At 49.5% G+C, this 19,949-nt stretch carries 10 protein-coding genes; 6 read left to right on the top strand and 4 right to left on the bottom strand.

Annotated elements, in window-relative coordinates; translation table 11 throughout:
- Window positions 1-20 precede the first annotated feature (20 nt).
- The 3 genes from C0081_RS12875 to C0081_RS12865 all read right to left on the bottom strand — a co-directional run bounded on the left by C0081_RS12875 (window position 21) and on the right by C0081_RS12865 (window position 7,195).
- Complete coding sequence (locus tag C0081_RS12875; RefSeq protein WP_101534226.1) at window positions 21-2,558, bottom strand: PAS domain-containing sensor histidine kinase; 2,538 nt, start codon at window positions 2,556-2,558, stop codon at window positions 21-23.
- Between the two features lie 189 nt (window positions 2,559-2,747).
- The gene (pepN, locus tag C0081_RS12870) at window positions 2,748-5,438 is read right to left on the bottom strand and encodes an aminopeptidase N (protein WP_101534225.1); all 2,691 of its coding nucleotides are present in this window, start codon (window positions 5,436-5,438) and stop codon (window positions 2,748-2,750) included.
- Between the two features lie 314 nt (window positions 5,439-5,752).
- Entirely contained in the window at window positions 5,753-7,195 is a 1,443-nt protein-coding gene (locus tag C0081_RS12865; RefSeq protein ID WP_101534224.1) for a short-chain fatty acyl-CoA regulator family protein, read from the bottom strand.
- A 417-nt stretch (window positions 7,196-7,612) separates the two neighbouring features.
- On the opposite strand from C0081_RS12865, the gene C0081_RS12860 reads away from it, so the two are divergent.
- The 6 genes from C0081_RS12860 to C0081_RS12835 all read left to right on the top strand — a co-directional run bounded on the left by C0081_RS12860 (window position 7,613) and on the right by C0081_RS12835 (window position 18,304).
- Complete coding sequence (locus tag C0081_RS12860; RefSeq protein ID WP_101534223.1) at window positions 7,613-8,305, top strand: response regulator transcription factor; 693 nt, start codon at window positions 7,613-7,615, stop codon at window positions 8,303-8,305.
- Between the two features lie 254 nt (window positions 8,306-8,559).
- Window positions 8,560-10,704, top strand: coding sequence for a methyl-accepting chemotaxis protein (locus C0081_RS12855; RefSeq protein ID WP_101534222.1), 2,145 nt, complete (start codon window positions 8,560-8,562; stop codon window positions 10,702-10,704).
- Window positions 10,705-10,990: 286 nt separating this feature from the next.
- Window positions 10,991-13,135, top strand: a complete 2,145-nt coding sequence (locus tag C0081_RS12850) for a methyl-accepting chemotaxis protein (RefSeq protein WP_101534221.1) — start codon at window positions 10,991-10,993, stop codon at window positions 13,133-13,135.
- A gap of 392 nt (window positions 13,136-13,527) precedes the next feature.
- Window positions 13,528-15,732: an anthranilate synthase gene (locus C0081_RS12845; protein ID WP_101534383.1), complete on the top strand. Its 2,205-nt coding sequence runs from the start codon at window positions 13,528-13,530 to the stop codon at window positions 15,730-15,732.
- Between the two features lie 218 nt (window positions 15,733-15,950).
- Window positions 15,951-17,306 carry an amidase gene (locus C0081_RS12840; protein ID WP_101534220.1) on the top strand — a complete coding sequence of 452 codons (1,356 nt, stop codon included), beginning with the start codon at window positions 15,951-15,953 and terminating at the stop codon, window positions 17,304-17,306.
- A 551-nt stretch (window positions 17,307-17,857) separates the two neighbouring features.
- Entirely contained in the window at window positions 17,858-18,304 is a 447-nt protein-coding gene (locus C0081_RS12835; protein ID WP_101534219.1) for an Lrp/AsnC family transcriptional regulator, read from the top strand.
- 238 nt (window positions 18,305-18,542) lie between these two features.
- Here C0081_RS12835 and C0081_RS12830 read toward each other — a convergent pair whose 3' ends face one another.
- Window positions 18,543-19,916: a GH1 family beta-glucosidase gene (locus tag C0081_RS12830; protein ID WP_101534218.1), complete on the bottom strand. Its 1,374-nt coding sequence runs from the start codon at window positions 19,914-19,916 to the stop codon at window positions 18,543-18,545.
- Window positions 19,917-19,949: the final 33 nt, after the last annotated feature.

Raw genomic sequence — 19,949 nt, 5'->3', positions numbered from 1 at the left:
TTTCTAGGTTTCAGGCTTTATTATGATGATAGCATATCATTTGATCGTCTGGGCAGCCGGATGGTAACTCTTGTACCTTGACCAATACGCGAGCGTATTTTCATCGTCCCACCGGATAAGCATACGATGGTCCGCGCGATTGAAAGTCCCAGTCCCGAACCCTGATGGGTTTTGGTAAATTGGTTCTGGACTTGCTCAAATGGATGCCCAAGACGGTCAATGGCATCTTGTGGAATGCCAACGCCGGTATCTGCAATGGTCAAAGTTGAGAACCCGTCCTGCTGACTGCCTGATAACGAAATTTCCCCACCTTCTGGCGTGAATTTTACAGCATTTTCCAACAAATTGATGACAACTTGTTCCATGAAATGCGGATCAGCAAAGATCTCAAGAGAGTCTGGCATTTCATTGTTGATGGTGATATCTCGCTCTTCAGCTTGATCGGTGATGCCTGTTTCATTGATCTTGCGGACCAATTTCACCATGTCCAGAGTTTCTGAATTGAGATCAACTTCCCCATCTTCAAGACGTGACATATTCAAAATATCGTCGATCAGCTTTAGCAAATAAGAACCGCTACTATGGATGTCAGCAGAATAATCACGATATTTAGTGGTTTTATGCTCGCCAAAGATTTCTTGTTTCATGACTTCGGAAAAGCCGATAATGGCATTCAGCGGGGTGCGCAATTCGTGGGAAATATTTGCAAGGAACTGCGATTTCACACGATTGGCTACCTCGGCATTGTCTTTTTCTTTGGCATATTGCTCTGTGAGCACAACCAGCTGTTGGGCCTGCAACTCAAGAGTTTGTCGTGACTTGCGCAAATCTGAGACAGTCGCAATCAACTGTTGTTCGCTGTCGAGGAGGTTGTTCTCTTGCAGTTTCAGGTTTGTGATGTCTGTTCCGACTGATACAAAACCACCATCCCGTGTTCGCCGCTCACTGATTTGCAGCCATCGTCCATCGGCCAATTGCACTTTGTAAGCGCGGGCTTCAAGAGGCGTCAGATTAATGCGATCAAACAAAACATCGCTTGTCTCTATGTCTTTGTTGTCTTCCAAGGCGACAACATGTGGCTGTCCCCGATCCATAACTTCGTTATAGCTCAAGCCCACAAGATTTTCGTCATCGGATAGATTGTGCAGTTCGCGATAAGGGCGATTGCACAATACAAGTTTGCTTTCATTATCCCATAAAACAAATGCCTCGGAGATTGTATCAACCGCATCGCGAAGGCGTAGATCCGCAAGCATGTTTTTTTCTTCAATGGCGATTTGTTCCGTAACGTCTATCGCAACACCCATAAGGTGAAGGCGATTGTTTGGCGTTTTGGTTAGCTCGGCCCTGATTTGAAAACAAACCCAATGTCCGTCTTCATGTCGGATGCGGAATTGACGATCCATCATGCGGGCATCAGACGATAACAATTCTTCAACATGTTGATGCAGATTACCGTCTTCCGGATGCATGCGTTCATTGATGGTTGCAAATCCCATCAATTGATCTCTCGGTTCCATTCCCAAAAGTTCATACATCGATCGTGACCAATAGATGTGCCCGCGCTCCAAATCCCAATCCCATAGACCTGATCTGGACCGTTTGAGGGATGCGTCCATGCGTTGAATGGTTGCGATATAGATATTATCGGCTTCCCGCGCCCGGGCGCCTTGAGAAAAGAAAGCATAGACAATCAAAAGAATGATGCCGCTCATGAGCGCGAACACAATCACATTGCGTGCGACGTCGCCACGCCATGCCGAGAACATTTTGTCTGTACCGCGGAGTATTGTGACGGACCCACGCCCCCCTCCCAAATGATGCACGGCGGCAAATGCTGCGGTTTCGTCATTTAAGGTTATGTCAAGAACCCCAGCGCTGGCTCCAAATGTCGACAAGGCCTGCGCTCTTCCCAAAAGATCAATCAGTGTTTTTCTCATATTCTGAGCGCCGCGTGGAATAGAAGCGACGATCACACCCGTGCCATCTGTCAAATATATCTGATAATTATCAGCAAGATCTACATCGGGTAGGGAAGCGAATAGCCATTCTTGAAAAGTGGCCCTGCTGGGGGTGTTAAGCGAGGTCGTCGCGCGCCCATCGGTGCCAACATAGGTGTCGGTTTTTGTGCTGCTTTTCTGATTGGTTCTGGAACCCTCGGGCAACAGTGCTTTGGCTGGTTTGCCTGTTGTTATGCGGTTGCTACTCTGCTGCTGGGCCAGTTCCGTCCGCCGGATGAATGCTTCGAACTCATTTCCTACATGGGCGGTGACCAGAGTTGCCAAAAGCCGGATCTCTTTACGAGCATTTTGGTCTATGGCTTCGCGTTGCTGCATCAAATCTGATGCGCGCCAAATGCCAACCAAGGCAATGAAAGACAGAATAACCACCGGAATAATGCGTCTCAGCCAGGGTTCCTGACGGATCTGCGATATATAGGAGGGGTCAGCAAGAAGGCGTGCCGGTCCTGTAACGGTACTCGCGCCATTCTCCATTCTGTCGCCAAAAAAACGGAATCGTACCGCTTTGGGTGCGCTGGCAATATCAGCCTGCGTCATACCCTTCCTCCTAGGTCGGTGTTGTTCGATTGTCGGAGGTGTGCCGCATCTCCGATATATTCTGTATTTGAATCGACCAGGAGGGGTTTGTCTAGAGTCCGAAGAGATTTTTTTGGTTAACAGAAGGTTAACGGGAGTGTTTTGTCGTCACTCCCGGTTTGATTCTGTTAAAGACTCAGCCACTTTTACTCATTGCAAGCAGCGATTGACGATATCTGCCACATCTTTTGAAAGAACTTCAGTATTTGCGATTCTCCGCAATTCTCTTTCGGCGCTGGTTTGCCTTGATGCTTCCAGAACCTTCCAGGAGCGAAAATTATTGGCAAGGCGAGCTGCCGTTTGCGGATTAGAACGATCAAGCGTGAGGATAATGTCGGCAACCAATTTGAAACCTTCGCCATCTTTTCGGTTAAACTGGATTGGGTTGTTCATAGCAAAAGCACCAATCAAGGCGCGGACCCGGTTTGGGTTAGACATTGAAAAGGATGGATGGTCCATTAGGGTTTTGACTTTACCGATGGTGCCCTCTTGTGGGCTGGAAGCTTGCAAAGACAGCCATTTATCAATGACGAGTGCATCATCTGCGTAGCGATCATGAAAGTCGGTCAACAAAGCATCCGCAGCGGTGGAGCGGTTTAACGTCATGGCCGCGAGTGCCGCAAACCGGTCCGTCATATTGCTAGCCTCATTGTAATGTGCAGTGGCTATGCCTTTTGCTGTGCCTTCTCCTGCGGCAAGGATAAGATCCAACAATCCGTTGCGCAGTGCACGACGCCCTGCAGATGCAGAGTCAGGCTGAAATGCGCCACCATCCTGCAAGCTCTGGTAAAGTTCTACCAGCGTCGTGCCGAGCGCTTTTGCGAGCTCTTGACGTAGACTTTCACGGGCGGCGTGAATGGCGTCGGGATTAACATTTTTTCCAATTTCGCGAGCAATGTCGGCTTCACTGGGAACCTGCAGCAACTGAGCGCGGAAAGCATGCTCCAAGCTGTCATCCAGCAAACAGGTTTTTAGGGCCTCTATGAGCGCGGCATTGACTGGTTGGTCAACTGCTATGGAGGATGACCGATTGGCCCTTGTCTGCCGGATCAAGTGATCCATCAACACAAATTGGGTGGCCTCCCATCGGTTGAAGGGATCTGTATCATGCAGCACGAGGATCAATTGGTCTTCTAGGGTCAAATTGGTGCGCAAATGAATCGGAGCAGAAAACCCGCGTGCGAGCGATGGCAGGGCATCTGTCGAGACGCCCTCGAATATATATGTGTGCTCTCTGTTTGTGAGGGTCAGCAACGTACAATCAGATCCCCCGATCAGACCACCCGATTTTGCATCGCGAATGCCGCTGAACGTGGCTGAGCTTCCATCGCGGGCAACCAACCCAAACCGGACCGGGATTTGCATCAGCTTCTTAGTGGGCTGTCCTGGTGTGGGAGGACATGATTGCTCAATGGTTAGGCTCATCTGGCCACGTGCAGCGTCATACGTATAGGTAGCCACCAAGTTTGGTGTACCGGCTTGTCGATACCATTGAGAGAATTGTGTCAGATTGACGGAGCACGCCTCTTCAAAGGAAGCAAGGAAATCCTCGATTGTGACGGCCTGCCCATCAAATCGCTTGAAATACAAGTCGAGGCCGTCTTTGAAGCCATCATCCCCGATGAGTGTTTTCAGCATCCGGCAAAGCTCGGCGCCTTTCTCATAGACAGTTGCTGTATAGAAATTGTTGATTTCTGAATAGGCTTCTGGTCGCACAGGGTGAGCAAGGGGGCCACTGTCTTCGGGGAACTGTCGTGCACGAAGTTGGCGCACATCTGAGATGCGTTTGACAGGGCGCGAGCGCATGTCGGATGAGAATTCTTGGTCGCGAAAGACCGTAAGACCTTCTTTCAGGCATAGTTGGAACCAATCACGGCAGGTGATCCGGTTGCCGGTCCAGTTATGGAAATATTCGTGGGCAATCACGGCCTCAATCAATGCATAGTCGGTATCCGTCGCCGTGTCTGGTTTGGCCAAAACATACTTGTCGTTGAATATATTGAGGCCTTTGTTCTCCATTGCACCCATATTGAAATCGGACACAGCCAGGATCATGAAAATATCAAGGTCATATTCCCGATCAAAGACATCTTCATCCCACTTCATGGATCGCTTTAGCGAGTCCATTGCATAGGCGACCCGATCTTCTTTGCCATGCTCCACATAGATATGCAGCGCAACATTGCGTCCCGAACGGGTAATGAAGTGATCTTCAACGCGCGCCAAATCTCCTGCAACCATAGCAAACAAATAAGATGGTTTGGGGAAGGGGTCTTGCCACACCGCATAATGCCATGCTTGTGCAGTATCGAACCCTTCCGGCGTATCCATGTCGCCTGAGTCGATCAGATTGCCATTGGCAAGCAAATACGGCACATCTTTGGGCGCTTCAATCCGCACCTCATAAACGCTTAGTACATCTGGACGATCATAGAAATATGTGATGCGGCGGAAGCCTTCGGCCTCGCACTGCGTGCAATAGGTGCCGCTTGAGCGGTAAAGTCCCATGAGTTGGGTGTTGTTGTCAGGGGCTACTCTGGTCACAAATTCCAGAATGAATGTCTCTTGGGGTGGTTTATGTAGCACGAACGAGTCTGGAGTGGCTTCATAGTGACTGGCGTCTAAAGCCGAGCCATTGAGGCGTGCACCAATCAGATTGATCTCGTCTCCCTGTAGCTTCAACGCTTGAGAGTTGTTTGAGCCCTGTCGCGGCGCCATCCTCAACGTCGTTGTGATTTCGGTTTGCATCGGGTCAAGGCGAAAGGCCATCGAGACACGATCAATCTGATAAGGAGTGGGTTGGTAGTCTTCCAGTCTAACGACGCTATGGTCTTGTGGCATGAGAGCTTCTTCTTATATTTGGGGATAGAGGACGTGCACCTGAAATCGAGACTATCTGGGACAGGGTGGTGAGGGCAAGTTAGATAGATGGTGCAGTTGCCTGTAAACAGGTGGAAATTTTGAATGGTCGTTGAGTGCTGCGGCGACATTACTTAACGGGCGATGTTTGCAAAATTCACAACTATGTTGTGAATTGCTATGAGTGGATAGCAGCTATGCATATTCGCCATAAGTCTTGCGTGTTTCTACTTAAATCAATGCATGAAGCAGATGAATCATATTGTTAACGCGCAAAGCCAACCGACTCCACGGACTCACTTTTCCCTTCCTGTGTTGGCCAGTTCAAAGGGTACAAACTGGCGACGGTCGGGGTCTACAATCAGTTTGCGGTCGACAGGAGGGACGGCTCTTTGGTGGCAATTGCGACGTTCACAAATGCGACAAGAGACTCCGATTTCAACCACGCCCGCACTGCTTTTCAGGTTTAGCCCGTCAGAGTAAACAATTTCATCAGCATAAGATATCTCGCATCCCAATCCAATGGCATAGCGGCGTACCGGAGCATGGTAGCCAGAGCCAAGCTTTGTTACGCTCGTTGCAATACACAGATATCTAAGCCCGTCTGGCATTTCAGCAATCTGGACCAAAAACCGGCCGGGCTCTTCAAAGGCTTCGTGGACGTTCCAGAGCGGGCAAGCTCCTCCAAAGCGGGCAAATTGAAAGCGGGTCGCCGAGTGTCTTTTGGTAACATTCCCTGCTTTGTCCACCCGTAAAAAATAGAATGGAACGCCCCTCGCACCGGGGCGCTGCATACTGGAAAGTCTATGGGCGACTTGCTGGGGAGAGGCGCCAAAATGATGACGTATCCTTTCGATGTCGTGCCGTGTTTCTCGGGCAAACTCCAGAAACCTTTGATATGGTAGACACAAAGCGCCTGCAAAATAATTGGCAAGCCCGATGCGGCCAATCGCTTCTGCTGCTTCTGAGCGAAAGCCAGCCTTTGCTACGCGTGCATCAATCAGATCTTTATAGTCCATAATGGCAATTTGGTGAGCCAGTAGAAAACTGAGTGAGGCAGCGTCCTGCGCGCTATTCAGGCTCAGCACGCGGCTTTCCTGATCGAAATGGCGCATTGTCTGATCGTTGGCGGGATTTTCGGTATAGCGAACCCTCACATTGTGTCTTTGTTCAAGATAGTCCTGAAACTGGCTGAGGCGGTTGCCCTCCATCATGGCATGGCGCCGAGCCAGATCTTCCGCAGCTTGGTCTAGCTCATCAATATAATTGTCGTGATAATGAAAATAGTCGCGCACTTCCTCATAAGGTAGGGTAGAGCGCTCTACGCCCTCCGTGCTTTGTGTGGTCAATGCGTCGTCCAAAACCATCAGTCTTTCATTGGCGCGCCGATGAGCCTGATGCAGCGTCAGGAAAGCTTGTGTGAGCCAAGGTGAATTGGATGCGGCCATTTTGAGTTCTTGCAGCCCGGGATTGGTGTCTCGAAAGAGAGGGTCGGCGAGAGCTTCTTTTAGGTCGGCAAGAACACGATTGGTGTCTGCGGTTGCCAGATCGGTGAGCGAAAGATTGAAGTGATGGCTAAGAGCAAGCAGCACCGGTGCGGTGAGCGGGCGTTGGTTGTTTTCAATTTGATTCAGATAAGATGTTGAAATTCCTAGGCGATCTGAAAAACTGGATTGCGTCAAGCCATGGCTTTCACGAAGCGTGCGCACCTTGGGACCAACAAATAACTTCTCTGCCATAGCTGTCTCCATATATTTGCAAGATTTGCAATTTGCAAAAAAATGTTTGCAAAAATATTCGCAAATTTACTCAATTAAATCAAGCTGTTCATTGACAATCTTGTGTGGTTGTCATTTTATCAATTCTGTTGCTAGCCTTTGGGCTAGTGCGGGAGGACGAAAGGCTAGGGGCCAAAGGCCCTGGGCCGCCTAACCACCACATCGGTGGTGATGGAGTTGGTTGTCTTTGATCACTTGCATAGGTGTCTATGATCAAAGGCAACCAGACCAGGCAAGTTGCTTGGCGCGGAGGGAGGCGATCTTGTCTCTGGCGCGCGCTATTGGTTGCCTTAACGGACTGTACCAAAAGCTGCTTGCGTTTGCAGAGTTGAACCATCAGAGACATGTGTCTCAGGACCACAAATAGGGGGAATATATATGCTGTTGCTCGATGATATTGGTGGAGAGGTGCGTCGCGGTTTGGGGCATCAGGGCGAGCAAGGAACCGTTAATTACCGTACAATTGTTCTTGCTGAAACACATCCGATTTTCACCGAGTGCCTACTTGGCATGTTAGGGATCAAGCGTGAATATACGCCTGTCTTGGATTGCACGACATTGGATCAAATGCTCAGTGCGGCTCCTGATCGCGAAGATACGTTGCTGTTTCTCAATCTGGATGCGACGGCGAGTCGTGGGTCGGCTGCATTAACCGATGTCCGCAAGGCCTATAAGCACGCGCGCCTGGTTCTGATTTGCGATGAAGCCGATACAGGGTTGGCTCATTACGCGCTGGGGAATGGGGTTGACTGGGTGCTTTACAAAACAGCTTCTGTGTCTGAACTGCGTTCAACGACAAAAAGGATCAAAACGGGCATTGCAGACGATATAACCGTTGAAGAAAGCGATGCTGTAATTGAGCGTTCAACACTTTATTCCAAGCTGGCCAATCTGACCCCAAAACAAATGACGATTCTGCGCTATTTGCGGGATGGCTTGCTCAACAAACAGATCGCTTACGAATTGAGCTTAACGGAAGCAACCGTAAAGCATCATATCTCTCTGATTTTGAAAAAACTGAATTGCTATCGCCGTACGCAAGCCGTCGCGATCGCAAACCGGATGATGTAGGCTTACTTATATCCAAAGCAATAGAATAGAGTGCGCGGGTCGCGCCCTTTTTTGTTCGCGTTTGACCAACTCTCGTTTGTCGTCACGGAATGCTCGAGAATACGTGGGCTTGCGTCCGAGCCAAGCCAGTTTGCCCGTGTATATACGCAATTGTGATTATAAAACGGGGCTAAGTTATACGGTATTTACAATTCAGAAAGGTAAATCACCAACACTACCTGCAATCACTTCCAGGATCCGCAGGAGAAAACAGGATGCAAATCCTTCCGCAAAGACTTTCTACAAAAATTCCGGTAATCATGATCGTATCGGTTACCATATTGGTGGCTGTCCTTGTGGGTGTCGCAACATGGGTCGGAGGAAAGACGTCTGTCAGTTTGACCGAAACCGCGATGCTAAATGCTGCCAAAGGCAGAACCAGCACCGTCACTCTTTATATGGCGCAATTGCAAGACAAGATGCAGAATATGGCATCGCATACCATCACGGCGGATGCCGCGACCGAACTGTCGGGTGGCTGGGGTGTGCTGAAAACAGAAGCCGCAAAGCAACTGCGTCAAATTTATGTAAATGATAACCCCAATCCCGAGCAAGAGCGCTACAAGATGCTGTCTGGTGACGCGGAGGGTGTCTATTACGATAAAGTCCATAAGAAGCATCAGGAACGTGTTGCTGGTTTGCTCGAAGGTGGGCTTTTTCGCGATATGCTGTTGGTTGGTAAAGACGGAAATATTTATTATTCGTATCGCAAGGGCGATGAGTTTGCACGTAACGTCAATGAAGACGGCGTGCTTCATGAAGAATTGCAGTTTCTGGTTAAGCCAATTGTCAAAATTGCAGCCGAAACTCCGGACAGTGGCTACACTGGTGGCAGCTTCACCGGCTTTGTTGAAGTGAATGGCAAGATCACCGCCTACATGGTGGCTCCGATTACCAAATGGGGCAGCACGCTGGGCGCTGTCGCTTTTGAGGTCAATACAGAAACTCTTGCCGAAATTGTAGAGAACCGGTCTGGATTGGGTGAAACCGGCGGAATCGAACTGGTATCCGCCGATCTGAAGCAGGTTAGCTTTAGCCAGCATCGGGTACGAGACCTGCCCGGGTCTGTTTTGGATATTGCAACGCAGGCTCTGACGGGATCTGTGGCAACCGGCGATATTGCCATTGAAGGCGAAGATTATCGTGCCATTGCTGTGCCTTTGTCTGTTTTGGGAACAAGCTGGGCTTTGGTTGTCGAACAAGCCTACTCAGAATTGCTCGCGCCATCCAAAAGCTTGACGCAGATCCTGCTTGTCGTCGGTTTTGTGATGCTGCTGTTGATGGGTGGCTTTGGAGCTCTGTTTATTCGGTTTTCCCTGTCTCCATTGCAAAAGCTGAACGAAGGTGTGATGCAGATTGCTCAGGAAAATTATTCGGTCGATTTGCCTGATAGCCGACGCAAAGACGAAATTGGCGAATTAGCCCACTCTGTTGAGATCCTGCGCAACAATGCACAAGAACGCCGCAGACTCGAAGAGCAGGGGCGCACAGAGCAAGCTGAACGCAGTAGGCGACAACAAGCAATCGAAACCATGATCGATGGGTTCCGTTCCTCTTCTTCTGACTTGCTCAACAATGTTTCCAGTAATATGGAAGGCATGAAACAGACCGCGCAATTGTTATCTGCGATTGCTGAACAAACTGCGACAAAAGCCAACAGTTCAGCGTCCGCCTCTGAAGTCGCCTCTGGCAATGTTCAAACGGTTGCCTCTGCTGCCGAGGAGCTGTCTGCCTCAATTGAAGAAATTAAACGTCAAGTGAATGAGACATCAACGGTTGTTGATCAGGCAACAGAAGCGACTCGAAAAACCACATCAACTGTATCGGGTCTGTCGCATTCTGCGCAGAAAATTGGAGACGTTATCTCCTTGATCCAGGCAATCGCAGAGCAGACCAATCTATTGGCGCTTAACGCTACAATCGAAGCCGCGCGCGCAGGCGAGCACGGTAAAGGCTTTGCTGTGGTGGCATCCGAGGTCAAGGAATTGGCCAACCAGACGTCCAAGGCAACAGAAGAAATCGGCAGCCAAATTCAGGACATTCAAGGTGCCACGCAAGACGCCGTTCTGGCTATTCAAGGGATTGCTGACACAATGGAAAAGGTCAATGAATATACCTTGGCTATTTCCCATGCAGTCGAAGAGCAGGGGGCTGCAACCTTTGAGATTAGTCAGAATGTTGCGCAGGCCGCAAATGGTACACTTGAAGTGGCTGGAAATATGTCAGACCTTACGGCCTCCGTTGCCGAGACCAGCCAATCTGTTGATCAGGTGGAACAGAATTCGCTAGATGTGGCCCAACAAACCGATATGTTGAGGAAAGAAGTGGACTGTTTCCTAAAAAGTGTTGCAGCGGCATAAAATCAGACTTGTGACATATGGAGATCCAAAAGCAGAGCCCGATGGGCTCTGCTTTTCTTATTCTATTCATGCGAGCAACCAAAGTTACTCACAATTGGCGCCTTGAAAAGAGACCGTTGTCGCAAAATGGTAAGTATTGATCCTTAGAAAATGGAAACATTCCTGCGTATTTGTGGACTATCCATACATTTCTTTTACTCGCATTGGTTGACGCGGGTAAAATTTACCTTTCACTAAATAAGTTATAGGACACTGCTTCCAAACTTAAAGAGGTGTGGTAAATATTATGCAGATCCTTCCCAAACGTCTTGCAACCAAGATCCCCCTGATCATGGTTGCCTCGGTTACCATCGTGGTAGCATTATTTGTTACGGTTGCTTCTTGGATGGGAAGCAATACGTCTGTTAGCCTAACTGAGACCGCGTTGCTGAACGGGGCAAAGGGGCGTACTGGCACGGTCGTCATCTATATGGAGCAGTTGCAAGAGAAAATGAACTCTCTTGTCTCGCACACGACAACGGCCAATGCTGCGACAGAGCTGCAAAGCAATTGGAAGAGGTTGAAGGAGGGAGCGTCTGCTTCGATACGTAAGTATTACATCGATGACAATCCCTATGGTGCTGGGGAGCGGAATAAGCTTGTTGATGTCGATGTCAAAGATGTCCATTACACCAAAACCCACGCAAAACATCATGAGAAAATCGGTGAGTTGTTAGCCGGGGGAATGTTCCGCGATCTGATCATGTTCGACAAACAGGGCGACGCTTATTATTCCTATATGAAGGGCGATGAACTGGGGAAAAACGTTTATCGTGAAGGCGACATAAACAAAAAACTGGCGATGCAAGTCAGCCCGATTACAACATCTGCCAAAGAAAACCCGAAAAAGCCCTATGAAGGGTTTCATTTTACTGGCTTCTTCAACGTGAATGGCGAAATCAAGAGCTATCTCGTGGCGCCGGTTGAAAAATGGGGGCTGACCCTTGGTGCGGTTGCTCTTGAGCTCGACACACAAAAACTGACTTCGCTTATGAGTGATAAGACTGGTCTGGGGCAGACTGGCAAAATAGACTTGGTTTCTTCCGGTTTCCAAAGCATCGATTTCTCCAACAAGCAAGTCGTGGATCTGCCAAAGTCGGTTTCCGATGTAGCTGCAAAATCGTTGGAAGGACAAGTTTCAAGAGGCGATGTTGATTTTAACGGAGAGAAGTTCCGTGCCATTTCCGTTCCAATGACCGTATTGGGAACCAATTGGGCTGTCGTCGCGCAGCAGTCTTATGACGAGCTTCTGGCTCCATCGAATCAATTAACCCATAGTCTTTTGATCCTTGGATTGGTGATGCTGGTGGTTATGGGTGGACTTGGTGCATGGTTCATCCGGTCCTCTTTGGCTCCGTTGCAAGAGCTGAACCAGGGCGTGATGGAAATTGCGCAAGAAAACTATGATGTCGACCTGCCTGATATGGAAAAACAGGATGAGATTGGCGAATTGAGCCGCTCTGTTGAAGTCCTGCGGAACAACGCGTTAGAGCGCAAAAGTTTGCAAGAGCAAAGCGTACAGGATCACGCGCAGCGCGCCCAGCGTCAGCAAGCAGTAGAAGCTATGATCGAAGGCTTCCGGAAGTCTTCTTCAGAGTTGCTGAACAATGTAGCAAGCAATATGGATAATATGCAGAATGCTGCAAAAATATTGTCCGGCGTTGCCGATCAAACTGCCGATAAAGCGAACAGTTCTGCTGCTGCTTCTGAAGTCGCCTCTGGCAACGTGCAAACGGTGGCATCTGCTGCTGAAGAATTGTCCGCGTCGATTGAAGAGATCAAGCGGCAGGTCAAAGAGACCTCTGAGGTCGTCAATCAAGCAACCGCTGCTACTCGTGAGACAACCGAAACGGTGTCTGGGTTGTCCCATTCCGCTCAGAAAATTGGTGATGTGGTTTCCCTCATTCAGGCCATTGCCGAGCAAACCAATCTGCTGGCTCTTAACGCCACGATCGAAGCGGCCCGGGCCGGTGAACACGGGAGAGGGTTCGCAGTGGTCGCCTCTGAAGTGAAAGAGTTGGCCAATCAGACATCCAAAGCAACCGAAGAAATTGCTTCGCAAATTCAGGATATTCAATCCGCCACAGATCATGCTGTAGAAGCGATCCAAGGCATCGCAACCACCATGGAAAAAGTGAATGAATACACTAATACCATTTCCTTTGCGGTGGACGAGCAGGGGACTGCAACCTATGAAATCAGCAGCAATGTGACGCAGGCTGCGAATGGGACACAGCAGGTGGCGCGTAACATGTCAGATTTGACTTCTTCCATTGCTGAGACGACGCAGTCAGTCGATCAGGTTGAGCTTAGCTCATCGGATGTTGCCCGTCAGACCGATCAACTCAGAAATGAAGTGGATCATTTCCTGAAAGGCGTCTCTGCCGCCTGACCGACCTGAACTTGAATGGAAATTATAAAACAGGGCCCTTGTGGCCCTGTTTTTTGTTTGGTTGCTTTTGAAAAAATGCGTGCTGTTGAGTAGAGGGGCGCGCACCTTTGTAACAAAACAGATAAGGCTCTTGCCGACAAAGGCGAAATCGGATAAACCGAATGCATGACATATTTTGCTGCAAAAATCGCAAATTGGTGGTGGCGGACGCAATAACGGCGGCTGACTATACCCTTATGTGTTTTTGTAACAATTGAATGGGATCAAGCCGTCGGACCTCCGGCGGCTTTTGTGTGTCTGACAGGCTTTGCAGATACCGCGTCGGGATGAAGCGGCACATGCAAAGGAAGATGAATGGACGCGTAAACTGCATCCATATCAGTGAGGAAATGATGAGCAACGATAGTTTTAATCCTGACAGCGCAGACATAGATTTTGTTCCCGATGAGGACTACATCACAGAGGGTGGCATCGAGGTTCTCCGTGTTTCTGGTCAAGATGATTTCAAAACAGCCCTTGATAACTGTTTGACCCAGCTGGATTCTCAGCGCGGTGTGGTCTTGTCGTCCAACTACGAATATCCCGGACGCTATACCCGCGGTGAGTTTGGCTTTGTAAATCCTCCACTTGTCATTACAGCGCGCGGCCGCTCTGTGACCATTGAGGCGCTGAATGATCGTGGTGTCGTTTTGATGCCAGCGATCCACAAAACTCTTAAAGATTTGTCTGTCATCCAATCCTATGAGTCAGACGAAACGCGTATTGCATTGAAGGTTAAGCAACCTGAAGGGAGCTTTACCGAAGAAGAACGCAGCCGCATTCCAAGTGTCTTCTCTGTTGTACGTGAAGTGGTTGGTCTGTTTAAATCTGGCCAAGACAGCATTCTCGGACTTTATGGTGCCTTTGGTTACGATCTGGCGTTCCAGTTTGATTCCGTCGAAATGCAGCTTCAGCGCCCCGACGATCAGCGCGATATGGTGCTCTATATTCCTGATGAAGTCATCGTTGTTGACCTGTATGCCGAAGTTGCCACCAGATACCGCTATGATTTTGCCTATGAGGGCAACACCACAGAGGGCATGGAGCGTCAGGCACGTATCGAGCCGTTTGAACGTACCAATCGTAATACGCCAGATGGCGACCACAAAAAAGGCGAGTATGCAGATGTTGCCCGTAAAGCGGTTGACTATTTTCGCCGTGGAGACCTGTTTGAATGCGTGCCGGGGCAGACCTTTTATGAAACGGTCAAATGCGACCCTTCGGCGATCTCTCGCCGTCTGCAACATATCAATCCCTCACCTTATGGATTTATGATCAATCTTGGTGAGCAAGAATATCTGGTCGGAGCCAGCCCCGAAATGTTCGTCAAAGTTAGCGACGGCAATTTGGTTGAGACCTGCCCCATTTCCGGCACCATCCAACGTGGGCGTGATCCGATTGAGGACAGCGAACAAATCCTCAAATTGCTCAATTCCAAAAAAGACGAGTCAGAGCTAACCATGTGCTCGGACGTTGATCGCAATGATAAAAGCCGCGTTTGCGTGCCCGGATCGGTACGCGTCAAGGGGCGTCGCCAGATTGAGCTTTACTCCCGCCTTATTCACACCGTGGACCACATCGAAGGACGCTTGCGCGAAGGCCTCGACGCAATGGACGCATTCTTGTCTCATGCATGGGCTGTAACCGTGACCGGTGCCCCCAAATTATGGGCAATGGATTTTATTGAGAAACATGAAAAATCCCCTCGTGCGTGGTACGGTGGAGCTATTGGCATGATTGGATTTGACGGCAACATGAATACAGGTCTGACCTTGCGCACCATTCGCATCAAGCATGGTATTGCCGAGGTGCGGGCAGGGGCGACATTGCTGTTTGATTCCGATCCGGAGGCTGAAGAAGCTGAAACAGAACTCAAAGCGTCTGCGATGCGTGCCGCGATCAGAGATGCAGCCAATCCAGAAATTCTAGTTGAGGGGCAGACAAAAAAGCATCCTGGTGAAGGGGTTAAGATCCTGTTGGTCGACCATCAGGACAGCTTCGTGCATACCTTGGCCAACTATTTCCGTCAAACAGGAGCGGACGTGGTAACGGTCCGAACACCTGTCGCTGACGACGTTTTCGATCGGGTTAAGCCTGACCTTGTTGTTATGTCGCCCGGCCCAGGCTCACCGAAGCATTTTAACACAGACATTACGATTGCCAAGGCGCGCCAAAGAGGCCTTTCTATCTTTGGAGTCTGCCTTGGCTTGCAGGCCATAACTGAAGCCTTTGGCGGCACTCTTGACCAGTTGGGGACGCCGATGCATGGCAAGCCGTCGCGCATCAAGCTGACACCGGATGGACTTTTCAAAGGTCTACCCGACGAAGTGGTTGTTGGGCGATATCACTCCTTGTTTGCAGACCGTGCAACGCTACCAGATCAGTTGCGCGTGAGCGCCGAAACCCAAGACGGTGTAATTATGGCGCTGGAACATGTGTCTGAACCAATCAGCGCGGTTCAGTTCCATCCCGAATCTATAATGAGTCTGGGGGGGGACGCAGGTATGTTGATGATTGAGAATGTCGTGGCCAAAGTGAAAGCTGCAAAAAATACATAAGCATTGACCAGCAGAGCACATGAGGTCCGTTCCTGTGCTCTGCTGTGTTTCTCCACAAATGCCAAAGCATTTCTTGTCCACCCGCAACCAAGGGCGACAAGCGGGCCATTTGTCGCTAACATGTCGTCATTACACTGGCTTTTCGGATCGCGGTCACATCAGACCAAGAGGCGGTTCTGTGAAAAAGGCCGGAAAAGACGGTAGGCAGGAGAAGACACATGGCTGATCTCTGGACAATCGCAGCAGCGCAAAAAGCTTTGCGTGAAGGGGACGTTTCCTCTGTCGATCTCGTGAGCGCCGCCTATAGAGTCATTGAGAAAGACGAAGGGGAAGGCGCGCGTACCTTTGTCCGGACCTTCAAAAACGCGGCCATCACACAAGCGGCAGCCTCAGATGCCATGCGAAAAATGCATGTTCCGCAAGGCCCGCTTGCCGGTATTCCCATTTCTGTCAAAGATTTGTTTGATGTCTCAGGTGAACCGACAACTGCTGGCTCCAAAGCTCTGGCAGGTGTGGCAAAGCCTGCACAGCAAGACGCCCTCGTTCTTGCGCGGTTGCGCGCAGCCGGAGCAATCTTCCTTGGACATACAAATATGACGGAATTTGCCTATTCCGGTCTGGGTATCAACCCGCATTTTGGCACCCCCCTGAATCCATGGGATCGTTTAACCGGTCGAGTGCCCGGTGGGTCGTCTTCTGGGGCGGCTATGTCTGTGGTCGAGAATATGGCTATTGCGGCCATTGGATCGGACACCGGTGGTTCAGTTAGAATTCCTGCGGCTTTCAATCGTCTATATGGTTTCAAGCCCAGCTTTGGCCGTCATCCCCTAGACGGCGTTTTCCCACTGGGGCGGTCGCTAGATACTGTCGGCCCCATCGGAAATTCTATGGCCTGTTGCCGGTTGATTGATCATTTGATGGCCGGTTTGCCGGTTCCTGATGCGGACATCCGTCCTTTGGCCGGTTTCCGGTTTGGAATTCTGGAAACCATTGCACTGGACGGATTGGACGTGGAAGTCGCAGGCGGTTTTGTCCGTGCCCTTGAAACAATCTCTAAAGCCGGAGCCCGCCTTGAACGCATCAAGGTGGATGCCATCAATCGCTTCACTGACATCGGTCATATGGGGAGTCTTGTCGGCCCCGAGGCCTATCATGCTCATCGTGCATTTCTCATGGAGTATGGCGATAGTGTGGATCCTCGCGTGCGTAGCCGTATTGAAGCGGCAGCACATATTGCTGCTGCAGATTATATCGAAATGCTGGATCTGCAAAAAGACATGCAAGAGCGCACACATATGGCGACACGCAATTATGATGCGATCCTGATGCCAACGGTCGCTGTTGTCCCGCCGGAAATCAAACCTCTTTTGGCGTCTGACGAGTTGTATTTCGAGACCAACCTAAAAGTCCTGCGTAATACATCTATCGGCAATCTACTTGGCCGACCATCCGCATCTATTCCTGTTGGGGCAGAAGGATCAGTACCCGTTGGACTGATGATTATGGGGGAATATAATCAGGATGCAAACGTGTTGAATATCGCGGAGTCAATCGACTTTTGCTTGAAATCTTAGTCAACTGGGGTGTGCAAACGTTGCTCGCACGATCACATCTGACGGGTGTTGGGTAATCTGTTCTTGGATCTATGATGCGTTTTTGTAATAATATTTCAATATGTGATGCTGAAATATCTAGTAAATACCAAAGTCTAATAGACCATATTCGTAAAGTAACGCTCTAAATTTTTTGTAGAATTTCCTAAAAACTACAGGCGTTTGGTTCGGATTTTCTAGGTTTGTTCAAATAAAACAAGCCGTGCCTTTGCCTCGAGGGGCGATTGCCGTTTCAGTCTGTGCGTTAAATGGTTGCCGGGAATGTTTTCCACAACTATATTAATTCGTTTTTGGGCGACAGACTTTCAACGTAAGAAATATAATTATTTTATTTGTAAGGCGTTGGAACTATGTGGAAATGTGGTTGCGCATGGTGCGATATATTCACAAATCCAAAAGGCCGGCAGGCAGTTTGCTCACAAATTATGATTAACGGCGCTAAACTGTAGCTTGCAAATGATTGGGAACCCGATTATCTGACTTGCTCATCCAGACTACGGAAATTTACTTGTATGGACGAGATTGATCGACGTCTGCTTGCTCTGCTTCAGAAAGACGGAAGAAGAGCGAGCGCTGATTTGGCCAAGGTAATTGGTTTGTCGGTTTCAGCGACCAATGAGAGGGTTCGAAAGCTACTGGACTCTGGTGCCGTAAGGGCAATTGAGGCAATTGTCGAACCCGCTAGTGTAGGGTTCGGTGTTACTGCTTTTGTTTTTGTGGATCTGGATTATGCGTTTAGTGAAGAAAAATTTGTGTTGGCGGCCAGTTCTTTCAAGGAAGTGCTTGAGCTGCATCATGTAACGGGATCGCACTCATATATGCTCAAAGTGCGTGAGCGTACCAACGCCGATTTAAATGGTTTCATCGTGTCGTCACTCAAACGACTGCAAGGAGTGCGTTCGACGGAAACGCTGATCGCTCTGGAAACCGTAAAAGAAACGATGGTTTTGCCATTGTAGGGTGGGCTTGCCGATGTGGCATGAATTACTCCCCTAGAATAGCAAACAAGAACGAGCAGAGAATAGCGACTAGTCCCCCAATTAAAGTGTCGCTGCTTTTATGAGCAAATTCTCTGCGCGTAGGGCCTTTGGGCCCACATTATGCTAGTCCGTTGGATTTGCATACTGGTCGTCGTTGTCCCCGCAGCGGCGACCAGACTTGGGACTTGTGTTTTTCTCCCGATAGCGGCGTGCTACTTCAGTGCGGTTTCTCATGTGAGAGCATATGCTGCAGGGCGTGGTATGAGGCCTTTGGTGTGCGTTGAAGACTGTCAAAGTCCACGTGAATAATGCCAAACCGCTTGTCGAACCCGAACGACCATTCAAAGTTATCCATCAAAGACCAGACAAAATAGGCTTTCAGAGGCACACCTTTGTCGATCGCTTTGAGTGCACTGTTGAAATGCGCATCAAGATAGGCAATACGCTCTTGATCATCGACGGCGTCACCGACCAGCATGTCTTTGTTGGCCATGCCGTTTTCAGTGATGGCGAGGGGGGTGTCGTGGGTATAATTGTCTCTTATCCAACAAAGAATTTCGCCAAGTCCCTCGGGAAAGACTTCCCAATCCATTTCCGTTCGGGGCAGTCCTCCATGATGAGTGATACTCAAAGGAAGGGCGCTGCCAAGGTGGCTTTCCCCTGCTGAAACCAAAGTGCGGGTATAATAATTGACACCCATCCAGTCGATTGGCGTTGCAATTTGTGCCATGTCATCTTGCCAATTGTTCGGCAGGTAGGCTTCAATGTGGTCCAAAACAGTGTCTGGATATTTCCCTTTGGTGAACGCACTCAAAAACCAGCGATTCAATATGCCTTCTTCCAGTTCAGCCGCTTTTGCTGAACTGGGTTTGTCGTCATATGGGCTGGTGTGTTCAAAATTTAGCACGACTCCCAGTTCCTCTTGGCCTAGAGCGCGCATCGCAGCCATAGCCTTGCCGTGAGCAACGGGCACCAAGTGAGCTGTGCGACTGGCGGCGCGAATATCTCTTAGTCCGGGGGCATGCATCCCATGATAGTGGCTGAGCCAAGTGACGCACCATGGTTCGTTGAATGTAGCAACGCTGGCCAGACGATCACCCAGACATTTGATCATAATCTCTGCATAATCAGCAAAATAGTCGCCCACATCACGGTTCCGCCATCCGCCGATATCGGCCAAATAGCTGGGTAATTCCCAATGGTAGAGAGTCAAATGCGGTGCGATGCCGCGCTCCAAAAGCCCATCCACCAGCCGGTCGTAAAAATCGAGACCTTCTTTGTTTGTTTCGCCATTTGCTTGTGGCAATATTCGCGCCCAAGAGGATGAAAACCGATAGGCATCAAGGCCCAAATCTTTCATAAGATCGAGATCTCCCTCCCATCGAGTATAGTGATCGCAGGCGATTGAGCCATTTTCGAAATTGGCAACGTTGCCTTTGCTTGCGGCAAAACTGTCCCAATGGCTGGATCCACATCCGCCAAAAGAGCTGCCTTCAATTTGATAGGCGGAGGTCGAGGAGCCAAAAACGAAGTCTTTGGGAAAATCAGAGCGCCTCACAGTAAAAGCGGGCTGTCGGGAAAGAATGGGCATAGAAAATTCTCGCTGACTTCATAATTCAAAATG

The organism is Cohaesibacter celericrescens (assembly GCF_002866925.1).
Lineage (GTDB): Bacteria > Pseudomonadota > Alphaproteobacteria > Rhizobiales > Cohaesibacteraceae > Cohaesibacter > Cohaesibacter celericrescens.
Note: the sequence above shows the minus strand (reverse complement) of the source record. Positions and strands in the feature narration are given on the sequence as shown.